General features: G+C 71.3%; 7 protein-coding genes. 5 read left to right on the top strand and 2 right to left on the bottom strand.

Annotation, left to right across the window (positions count from 1 at the left end; all coding sequences use genetic code 11):
- Positions 1-294: 294 nt before the first annotated feature.
- The 4 genes from AOK15_RS16755 (at position 295) to AOK15_RS16740 (ending at position 7,764) form a co-directional block, all read left to right on the top strand.
- Positions 295-1,884 (top strand): alkaline phosphatase D family protein, encoded by a 1,590-nt coding sequence (locus AOK15_RS16755; RefSeq protein WP_055517554.1) that lies wholly within the window; start codon positions 295-297, stop codon positions 1,882-1,884.
- A gap of 132 nt (positions 1,885-2,016) precedes the next feature.
- Complete coding sequence (locus AOK15_RS16750; RefSeq protein WP_055517552.1) at positions 2,017-3,474, top strand: SWIM zinc finger family protein; 1,458 nt, start codon at positions 2,017-2,019, stop codon at positions 3,472-3,474.
- Positions 3,471-6,170, top strand: a complete 2,700-nt coding sequence (locus tag AOK15_RS16745) for a DUF6493 family protein (protein ID WP_055517550.1) — start codon at positions 3,471-3,473, stop codon at positions 6,168-6,170. The genes AOK15_RS16750 and AOK15_RS16745 overlap by 4 nt, the downstream gene beginning before the upstream one ends.
- A 148-nt stretch (positions 6,171-6,318) precedes the next feature.
- On the top strand, positions 6,319-7,764 hold the full coding sequence (locus AOK15_RS16740) for a GNAT family N-acetyltransferase (RefSeq protein WP_079058528.1): 1,446 nt from the start codon (positions 6,319-6,321) through the stop codon (positions 7,762-7,764).
- Positions 7,765-7,888: 124 nt separating this feature from the next.
- Here AOK15_RS16740 and AOK15_RS16735 read toward each other — a convergent pair whose 3' ends face one another.
- Positions 7,889-8,290, bottom strand: coding sequence for a DUF4234 domain-containing protein (locus tag AOK15_RS16735; RefSeq protein WP_205632147.1), 402 nt, complete (start codon positions 8,288-8,290; stop codon positions 7,889-7,891).
- Between the two features lie 403 nt (positions 8,291-8,693).
- On the opposite strand from AOK15_RS16735, the gene AOK15_RS16730 reads away from it, so the two are divergent.
- Positions 8,694-9,101, top strand: a complete 408-nt coding sequence (locus tag AOK15_RS16730; protein WP_055517545.1) for an NUDIX hydrolase — start codon at positions 8,694-8,696, stop codon at positions 9,099-9,101.
- 284 nt (positions 9,102-9,385) lie between these two features.
- Here AOK15_RS16730 and AOK15_RS16725 read toward each other — a convergent pair whose 3' ends face one another.
- On the bottom strand, positions 9,386-9,730 hold the full coding sequence (locus AOK15_RS16725; protein WP_240508457.1) for a DUF6959 family protein: 345 nt from the start codon (positions 9,728-9,730) through the stop codon (positions 9,386-9,388).
- Positions 9,731-10,058 lie beyond the last annotated feature (328 nt).

Below are 10,058 nucleotides of genomic sequence, written 5' to 3'. Positions count from 1 at the left end.
ACCCCTCCCAGGCCGCGCGCCACCACTCCGCGCCCCTGCGCCGCCCGCCCGGCTCGGACGCGCGCCGCCCGCCCGGCTCCCGCGGGGCCCGTCCGGCTCGGGCCCGCGCGACTCGTCCCTCCCGGACCGCGCGACACGCGCTGCCGGACCCGTGCGACACACCCCGCTCCGGTGGCGCGGCGTGCTTCCCCCGCAACCCCGGTCAGTTGTTCACTTGTCGTTTCCGCGTGCGCCTCGGCGCACCAGTACTTGTGGCACTGCGCATTGGCCGAATCCGTCCCAGGAGGCTCATTCATGTCACACCGTCCGCCGATCTCCCTGCCCGGCCGCCGCAGTGTGCTGCGCGGTTCCCTGGCCGCGTCGGCGGCCCTGGCCCTGCCGGGCTCGCTCGCGGCGGCTCCGGCGTTCGCCCTGTCGGGGCGGCCGCGGGCAGGTTGGGGTGTGCAGGCCGGGGACGTGACCGCGCACTCCGGTCTCGTGTGGGTGCGCTCGGACCGGCCGGCGCGCATGATCGTGGAGACGTCCGCCACCGAGTCGTTCCGCAACCCCCGCAGGTGGCACGGCCCGCTGCTCGGCGCCGGCACCGACTTCACCGGGACGACCCGGCTGCACGGTCTGCCGGCCGGTGAGCAGATCCACTACCGGGTGGTCCTCGCCGACCCGGACGACCCGCGCCGCACCGGCGAGCCGGTGACCGGCACGTTCCGTACGACGCCGGTGAAGCGGCGCTCCGGCGTGCGGTTCCTGTGGTCGGGCGACCTGGCCGGGCAGGGCTGGGGCATCAACCCGGACCGCGGCGGCTACCGCATCTTCGACGCGATGGGACGGCTGGACCCCGACTTCTTCCTGTTCAGCGGGGACACTATCTACGCCGACGGCCCGATCGCCGCGACGGCGACGCTGCCCGGCGGCGGGACCTGGCGGAACGTCACCACCGAGGAGAAGGCCAAGGTGGCGGAGACGCTGGCGGAGTTCCGCGGCAACTTCCGGTACAACCTGCTGGACGAGAACCTGAAGCGGTTCAACGCGCAGGTGCCGTCGATCGTGCAGTGGGACGACCACGAGGTCATCAACAACTGGTACCCGGGAGAGATCCTCACCGACGGCCGCTACACGGAGAAGAGCGTGGACGTACTCGCGTCCCGGGCGCGGCGCGCCTTCAGCGAGTATCTCCCCATCTCCACGCTGCGGCCGGGCTCCCATGAGGGCCGGGTGCACCGGGTGATGCGCCACGGCCCGCTCCTCGACGTGTTCGTCCTGGACATGCGGACATACCGCGACGCCAACTCGCCCGGCAAGCAGACCACCGATCCGGTGGGCATTCTCGGCGCCGAGCAGTTGCGGTGGCTGAAGCGGGAACTGTCGCGCTCCCGTGCCGTGTGGAAGGTGATCGCCTCCGACATGCCGCTCGGCCTGGTCGTGCCGGACACCGGCGACGGGAAGCCGAACATCGAGGCGGTGGCCCAGGGCGACCCGGGCGCGCCGCTCGGACGTGAGCTGCAGATCGCCGAACTGCTGCGCTTCATCAAGCACCAGAAGATCACCGGGACGGTGTGGTTGACGGCCGACGTGCACTACACCTCGGCGCAGCACTACCAGCCGTCGCGGGCCGCGTTCACCGACTTCGAGCCGTTCTGGGAGTTCGTCTCCGGGCCGCTCAACGCCGGTGCCTTCCCTGCCAACTCCCTCGACAACACGTTCGGTCCCGAGCGGGTCTTCATCAAGGCGCCGACCACGGCGAACGTGTCGCCCGCGGGCGGTTACCAGTTCTTCGGCGAGGTCGACATCGACGGCCACAGCGGGGAGTTGACGGTGCGGCTGCGCGAGCAGGACGGCAGCGTGCTCTACACCAAGACGCTCCAGCCGGGGCTGGTGGGACAGTGACCCGCACGGCCTGAAGCGGGGGCGGAGACCCTGGCCCCCGGTCACATGGCGGACGGCTCGGCAACACCGGGCCGTCCGCCGCGTTTTCGCAGGTCATCGCGCGTTGTCAGTGGTCGCTCCTACGGTTTTCCCATGACGCGATCTTTGCAGGCCGTGGCCTATACCCGACCCTCCGTGCTGGAGTCCGCGGCGGGCGCACACCGGCTGGGACTGGAGACCTCCCGGGGTGCGACCCCGACGGGGTTCCAGGACCATCCGCGGTTCTTCGCGGGCTTCCTGACCTCTCCTCAGGTGGCCGCGGCCGCTCTGCTGACGGTCGCCGACGTGGCGGCGGCGCGCTACCACCAGCAGCAGCTGCGGGCCTCCCTGGACCCGGTGGTGACGGGCAACGGGGACCGGCTGCGCTTCGAGTCGTTCTCCGGCTGCGGCGGGGTGTACGCCCGGCTCGACGTGCTGGAGCCGGGGCTCGACGGGGGCGAGGTCGGCCATGGCACGACCAACGTCGACGTCAACAACCCGCTGCGCGAGGCGCTGTCCCGCGTCGGCTCCGACGATCCGCTGCATCTGCGGGTCGGCCCGGACGAGCTGGCGGTGACCACGCTGGGCGGCCCGGTGGTGGAGAAGAAGGTGCCGTTGCCGGACCGCTGGCTGCGCGGCTTCGCCGAGGCGCAGGTGATCGCCGCCGGTTTCGATCTGCGGGCCGAGCTGCCCGCCGCCGAGGCCGTACGGTTCCTGCGGTCGCTGCCGCGCGGTGGTGGGCGGGGCGCGTCGCGGGGCGCCCAGTGGGTCGTGCCCTCGGGCCGGGTCCTGCGCCCGACGACGCGACCGGTACCGGGCGCGGTCTGTCTGCCCGGCCCGGAGCGGCTGGTGGCCCTCCAGCGGGTCCTGCGCCACGCGACGGCGCTGCGCGTCTACGGCCCGCCGGCCGCCGGGGCAGCGGCCCTGGCGAGCGCGTGGGAGGTCGAGCTGCCCGGTATGCGGCTCACCCTCACGCTGTCCCCGGAGGCCGCGCGCGGCTTCTCCGGCGAGGGCGGCGTGCTGGAGGCCCTCGCCACCGACGAGGCTGCCGAGGACGCGGAGCTGATCTCGGTCCTCCTCGCCTGGGAGCCCCGCATCGACGTCGGCGACCTGGCCGCGTCCTCCGGCCTCACCGCCGAACGGGTACGGGCGGCACTGACCCGGTTGGGGACCTCGGGACGCGTCGGCTACGACACGGCGGAGGCCGCCTACTTCCACCGCGAACTCCCCTACGACGCCGACCGCGTCGAGCGGCACAATCCGCGGCTGCGCTCGGCCCGTGGCCTGGTCGCCGCCGGGGCGGTCTCCCTGGACGGCTCGCTCGGCACGGTCACCGCCGAGGACGGCCATGTTCACCGGGTCCGCGACGACGGGGGCACACTGAGCTGTTCCTGCCTGTGGTGGGCGAAGTACCGCGGGGGCAGGGGCCCTTGCAAGCACGCGCTGGCCGTCCGGATGGTCCGCAGGGGCGCGGACGCGGGGACCGGGGGGATATCGGCACCCGGTGAGCAGGACGGTACGACGATCGACAGGGAACCGAGCGGCACGAGCATCGAGGGGGGTGTGCGATGACGGCGACGACGCTGGTCAACGCGGTACGAGCGGGAAACACGGGTGACGTCGTCACCCTGGCGGACGGCATGACGGACACCGAACGACGGACGTGCATGCCCGAGTTGAGGGAGCTGCGCAAGAAGCTGCGGTCCGAACCGTGGGGCTCGCCCCTCCAGCGCGCGTATCCGGCGCTGCACGCGGCCGGCGCGGCCTGTCAGACGGGCGCGGCGGGGGTGGCCGACTGGATCGCGGGGTCCGACATGCGCTGGCGGCAGGCGCCGACGCCCGTCCTGATCGATGTGCTCGGCGACCGTGAGCCGCGCTGGCTCGACGACCTGGTGCACCGGCTGGCGGAGCGCCCGCTGACCGCGCAGGTGCCGTACGAGCTGATGTCCGGCCTGGTGCGGCTCGCGGGCTGTGCCGTGCCGACGTCCGAGACCTATGTGCGGGGCTGGATGGAGCACATCGGCCGGGCGCGCTGGAAGGCGGGCACCGTCATCGGCAATCTGCGCAAGGACCCGCATCTCACGGAGCTCGTCACCGCCCTGTTCGACATCGCGGAGATCGGCGCCCGCAGCGACTGGCGGTACGGCGAGGGACTGGACAACTGGACCTACGCCCTCACCCAACTCGCCGAGGAGGGTCTCCTCGACCGCAAGGTCCTCATCGACGGCTGTGTGTCCCGGCTGCTGCGCGGCGGCGGCTCCACGGCCGACAACAAGGTGTTCCTCGGCCTGCTGACCTCGCTCGACCTCACCCGTGACGAGCGGTGCGAGCGGATCGCGGACTGGATGTCCCTGTCCGCGGACGCCCCCTCCTCGGTGGCCGGGCACGCCCAGTCCGTCCTCGCCGACTTCGCCCTGGACGGTGAACTGGGGTCGCGCCGGCTCATCGAGTTGTCCGGCGCCGTGCTCTTCCGCCCCGAGCGGAAGCTCGTCCGCTCCCAGCTGATCCTGCTCGGCAAGGTCCTCAAGCAGGACCCGTCCACCGCGGGCGCTCTGCTCCCCGTGGTCGCCCAGGCGTTCGGACACGAGGACACGGAGGTGCAGGAGCGGGCGCTGAAGCTCGTCGAACGGCACATCGGCGACATCCCCGACGAGGAAGAGGCCGCACGCGAGGAGATCGCCGGCGCGGCAGCCGATCTGAGCCCCGGCCTGCGGACCCGCGCCCAGCAGGTCCTCGGTGTCTCCGCGGCAGAGGAGTCCCCGGAGGCGTACGAGGAGCTGCTCCCTCCCGTGCCCGAGCCCACACGACTCGTGCCGGCGCCGGAGACGGTCGCCGAACTCGCCGAGGAGGTCAACGCGCTGCTGGCCTCGGACGGCGACATCAGCGCCTTCGAGCGGACGCTGGACGGTCTCGTACGCCACGCCCACCGGGATCGTGAGGCACTCGTGGAGGCGTTGGGTCCGGTGGTGGCGGGGCGTTGGTGGGCGGAGATGGAGCCGGCCCACGTCGACCGGTACTTCCGGGACTCACCGCACGACCTGGAGATCGTCCTCGCGTCACTGTTCGAGCGGGTCCGCCTCTCCGTCCTGCACGACGCGCGCTCGGACGCGCCCACGTCCGGGGGGTGTGTGCACAGCGGCCTCGCCGGGGTCCGCGACGCCCGGCTGCGGGAGGTCGCCCATCGCGTCCGTACCGAGCCGTTGCCGTTCCTGCTGGCCACACCCACCTGGAGCACGGGTTCGCTGGAGCCCGGGGAACTGGTGGCGAGACTCGACACCTATCGGCGGCTCGGGGCCCGGCCCGGCCGGTCGGACTTCGCGCAGGCGCTGCTGCGGGTGCGGCGCGCCGATCCGGCCGCGTCGGAGTCCGCCGCGGTGGCCGCGCGGGAGCTGGGCACCCGGGAAGGCGACCGGCTGGCGGAGTGGCTGGCGACCGAGGTGCCCTCCCAGCCCGTGCGGAGCAGCCGTACGGAAGGGCCGAGGTTCCTCGTGGAGTACAGGGAGCTCCCGGAGTTGCAGAGTGAGTCCTTCCCGCCGGAGGTCCGCCGGCTGGGGCGCCCGCTGGCCGAGTACCGGGGCCGCTGGTACTGCTCCCACTGGGACGACTCCGAGTGGCGGCAGTGGCTCGCGGTCGTACCGGGACGCCCGGAGCTGGTGGCGGCACGCGTGCTGCGGGATCTGTCGCAGGGCGTCATCGAGGACACCGGGGCCGGGTTCTCGTTCCTGCCGACGCTCGCCGAGGCGGAGGGCGAGGCGGGCGAGGCCGTGCGGCTGTGCGTGGTGTACGGGCTGGGCGCCAAGCGGCCGGAGGACCGGCTCGCCGCCGTGGACGCGCTGCTGGTGCTGGCGGCCCGGGGGCAGCTCGACGTCGAGCAGGCCGGTGCCGACCTCGGTCGACTGGCCGTGACCAGCTATGTGAAGCCGCTGCGGATCGCCGAGGCGATACGTACGGCGGCGTCCACCGGCGCGTACGGCACGGCCTGGGCGGTCCTGCGAGCGGCCCTGCCGCACCTGCTCGCCGAACTCTCCGACGAGCAGGGCGATACGGAAGGCGAGAACACGAACCGGGCCGAGGGCGGCGGCAAGGGCCGGGCCAAGGCCACCACGCCGATCCGGGGGCTCGGGGAGCTGCTGGCCGTCGCCGCCGAATGCGTGGAGCGGTCCGGGGCACGCGGGGAGCTGCCCCACCTCGATCTGGCGGCGGACCGGAGGGGCTCGTCCCGGCTGGTCACCGAGGCACGGCGGCTGCGCGCGGCGCTGGCGGTCTGATCCGGCCCACCAGCCGTACGGCCTGCCGCGACGCCATCGGTCGTCCAACCTGCAACAAAAGGGACGGAACGATGCTTTTACCGGCCAGTCACAAAGCGTTCGTGATCACGCAACACCCTTCCTTCACAGTGGCCACATGACTCCAGACATGTCTGATGTGACGCGGGCGAGGAACGGTCGCCCGGTGCGCCACTGGCGGCGGGCCGTGGTCGGTCTAGCCGCGCTCCTCGCGGCGGCGGCGGTGGCCGACGCGGTGGCGGGCTCCACCGCGCAAGGCCCGGGCGGTGCGGTGCTGTCGGCGGTCGCGGCGGCCGTCCTTCCGGTCGCTGCCGGGTTCCACGTGTGGTGGACACGACGCCACGGTCACGCGCCGCCCACGAGCGATACCGGCGCCCGGCCGTCGCTCCCCGCGGAGCGGCAGGCCGGGCCGGCCGGAGTGGGCGAGGCAAGCGCGGCGGGCGTGGCGGGTACGGCGGGCGCCGGGGCCATGGCCGGGGCGACGGTGCTGTGGCGGATGCGGACGACCGTGAAGGACGAACCGGGGTCGCTCGCGACGCTGTGCACGGCGCTGGCGGCCCACCGGGTCGACATCCTGAGCCTCCAGACGCACCCGCTGGCCGAGGGCACCGTGGACGAGTTCCTGCTGCGGGCGCCCGAGGAACTGTCCGCCACGGAGATCAGCCGGTCGGTGTCCGACGCGGGCGGCAGCGAGACCTGGATCGAGCGCGGCGACGCCCACGACCTGGTGGACGCGCCGACGCGGGTGCTCGGCCTGGCGACCCGTACGGCGCTGGACGCCGCGGAACTCCCTCTGGCGCTGCGGCAGTTGCTGGGGCGCTGCACCATCCGTTCGCTGCCCGCCACCGCTCCCGGCTCGGGCCGGGTCCAGGAGAGCGCCCCGGTCGAGGGGGCCCTGGAGGACACGGTGATGCGGCTGCGGGCCCCGGAGGGCGGGACGATCACGGTGGAGCGGCCGTATCTGCCGTTCACGCCCACGGAGTTCGCTCGGGCGCGGGCCCTGGTGGAGCTGGACACGCGGCTCGGTCCCCGGATCCCGCGCAGTCAGGACGTGCTGACGCTGCCCGAGGGGAACGACATCACGGTGCGCCGTGCCGATGCGGGCGATCTGCGCGCCGCGAAGGCCATGCACGAGCGGTGCTCGGCGAGGACGTTGAGCATGCGGTACCACGGGCCGGTCGGCGACGCGGACCGGTACCTCAAGCATCTGCTGAGCCCCCGTTTCGGGCGGACGCTCGCCGCGCAGACCACCTCGGGACGCCTCGTCGGACTGGGCCATCTGCTCTGGGACGGCGACGAGACGGAGATCGCGCTGCTCGTCGAGGACGACTGGCAGCGGCGCGGTATCGGCAGCGAGTTGCTCCGCCGGCTGGTGGCCATGGCGGGCGACGCCGGCTGCGCGAACGTATACGTCGTGACGCAGTCCTCCAACACGGGGATGGTCGCGGCGATGCGAGCGTTGGGTCTGCCGCTCGACTACCAGGTCGAGGAAGGGACGCTGGTGATCACGGCCCGCCTGGACGCCGTGACGGAACACCGGGCCGAGGGCGCGGAGGGGCTCCGCAAGGGGCGGTGACCCGCCCCGACAGCGGCAGAACCACCACACACAGCGCGGGAGCCGGTGACCGACTCCCGCGCTTCGCTGTCACCGGGTCCCGTGCAACTCCCATGCGGCCTCCGGAGCCGTGTCACGGCACGCGTCAGGCTGCGAGAGGAACCTGCTCGCCCTCTTGTGGGATCTGGTAGTGAGCCCAGATCTGGTTCAACTCGTGCTGGTAGTAGAGCGGGTACAGGCCGGCCACGATGAAAAGGATGAGTCCGATCCAGGGATTGCAGTCCCGCTGCATCCCGGCCGACTGCTGCATACGGGCAATGCGCAGACCGGTGTTGTAGACCGATACGAAGGGGGGAATGATCACCAGCCAGCCGACAGTGATAGCCAAAAGGGCCAACACCGGATTGACCTCGATCCGCTGATCAAAATCCCGAGCTTCGCGATTCACTTTGTAATACCAGACCAGGTGGTAGATACCCAGCGTAATCAGCGGCCAGATCAGCCAAACGAGAAAGATGTTGCGGGTCTTTCCAGCACGACCTGACATGACGCACCTCCCATAAACCCAGTGCATCACGACCAGCCGCCACTCGCGCGTCGTGCGCGTGGGGCAGGCAGGCACCCCTGACGGCCACGAGACGGACCTCGTTCGGGCCCCCCGCCACAAGGCACCATCGCCCTGGACCAGAGGCGTAAGTATCCATCTGCGTGACCGCGCCGACGAACAACGGCGGACGAGCGCGAACGCCTGCGGACCATCAGTACAGGCGAAGGGCACAGCAGCCCAAGGCGGCGCCTCCGCCCAGGTTGCTTCGGGACGAAGCGGTCGTCCTCCAAAGCTCGGCGTTACGCTCCCGCCGGCACGGCTTCCTCATGTGAACGTCGCCGGCAGCGGGGCTGAGGCTGGACGGCGCTGACGAAGATGGTGCCTTCCGATACGGTCCAGGGCCATGGCGACTGGTAATGGTGTGCCGGAGAAGGTGGCGTGGATCCTGGTTCGGGACGACCGGGTGTTGGTGACGCGTAGCCACGGCAGAGATCGCTTCTACTTCCCTGGCGGTCATCGCGAGCCGGGCGAGTCCGACGGCGAGACCCTGGTGCGGGAGATCGACGAGGAACTGCGGGCGGCTATCGACCCTGGTTCCATGGTGCACTTCGGCACGTTCGAGATCGGGGAGGGCCATCCGGATCACGGCCCCTTCCGGATGATCTGTTACACCGCCGATCACCGCGGCGAGCTGACCCCGTCGAGGGAGATCGCCGAGAAGGCGTGGTTCCGCTACACCGATCGGGACCGAGTCTCCGCTGTCGACGAGATGGCTTTCGACGCGCTTCACGAGGCCGGGCGGCTTCCCTGATCCCCATGACCTGTACAGCAGCGAAGTACGGCAACCACCACGACCGCAGCCGCCCGCCAACGACCGTCAATGGCCGACTCACCAACTCACCAGACCTCAATGACCCCCAGCCGAGAGTTCGGGACGAAGAGGTCATACCAGATCCGTGCCAGGTCGTGCGGGCAACCACGGGGAATGGCGGGGAACACGAGTCGGCCCCCCACGTCTCACAACAGCTTCGCCGCAGGTCTGGGCAGCAACTACCGGCAAAGAACCCAAGCTTCCCGAGCTGATGGCCCGGCAGCTCAGTACGGCCGCGGCATCTCGTGCTCGCTCAACGCCGCCTCGTACCGCGCCAGCAGAGCATCCAGGTTCGCCAGAAGAAGGCCGGCGGAGTCCCGAGCTTCATCCACGTCGCCTCGCTCGCATGCCTCGACCACCTCGGCCACGTCGCTGCGGAGGATGTGAAGGGAGTCGCCCTGCACCAGTACCCCGGGGAACCGTCTGCCCGGCAGGCGAACCACTGCGCTGTTGCCACCATCGGTGAACAGCTCGGCCTCAATGCGCTCCATCGGATCATCCAACCTGACATCACCGGCTGACATCAACGACGATGGACGCAGGCGACCTTGAGCGATCACACGCGCCATACGGGCATGACGGCGTGGGCCGTAGGGGAGCCGCTCGATCGAACTCCTAAAGCGGGGCCGCGAGTTCGGCTCCCGCCTCTCATGGAACGTTGGCGGCATCGAACCGCTGGGGGTGTTCGGGCGTTAGCCTCGTGCTTTCACGAAGTGGGCTGTCCAGCAGGTGATCAGGACAGCAGAAAGTGCCTCTGACCAGCGAGAATGAGGATTGTCTAGGCCCTTGTTCCCGCCCCTGTCGGAGGCACTTTCCAGGTGAAGAAGCGTATCGGGTCGTACCCGCGCGTCCGCGTCGAGGGCGGTGGTCGCGGAGTGGTCTCGCAGGCCGGGTCCG

The sequence above is a fragment of the Streptomyces ossamyceticus genome (assembly GCF_001418475.1).
Classification (GTDB): Bacteria; Actinomycetota; Actinomycetes; order Streptomycetales; family Streptomycetaceae; genus Streptomyces; species Streptomyces ossamyceticus.
This window is presented reverse-complemented; position numbering and strand designations above follow the sequence as displayed.

Coding starts and splice junctions, on each gene's coding strand:
- AOK15_RS16755 (WP_055517554.1), top strand. CDS start 295: ATGTCACACCGTCCGCCGATCTCCCTGCCCGGCCGCCGCAGTGTGCTG.
- AOK15_RS16750 (WP_055517552.1), top strand. CDS start 2,017: ATGACGCGATCTTTGCAGGCCGTGGCCTATACCCGACCCTCCGTGCTG.
- AOK15_RS16745 (WP_055517550.1), top strand. CDS start 3,471: ATGACGGCGACGACGCTGGTCAACGCGGTACGAGCGGGAAACACGGGT.
- AOK15_RS16740 (WP_079058528.1), top strand. CDS start 6,319: ATGTCTGATGTGACGCGGGCGAGGAACGGTCGCCCGGTGCGCCACTGG.
- AOK15_RS16735 (WP_205632147.1), bottom strand. CDS start 8,290: ATGTCAGGTCGTGCTGGAAAGACCCGCAACATCTTTCTCGTTTGGCTG.
- AOK15_RS16730 (WP_055517545.1), top strand. CDS start 8,694: ATGGCGACTGGTAATGGTGTGCCGGAGAAGGTGGCGTGGATCCTGGTT.
- AOK15_RS16725 (WP_240508457.1), bottom strand. CDS start 9,730: ATGGCGCGTGTGATCGCTCAAGGTCGCCTGCGTCCATCGTCGTTGATG.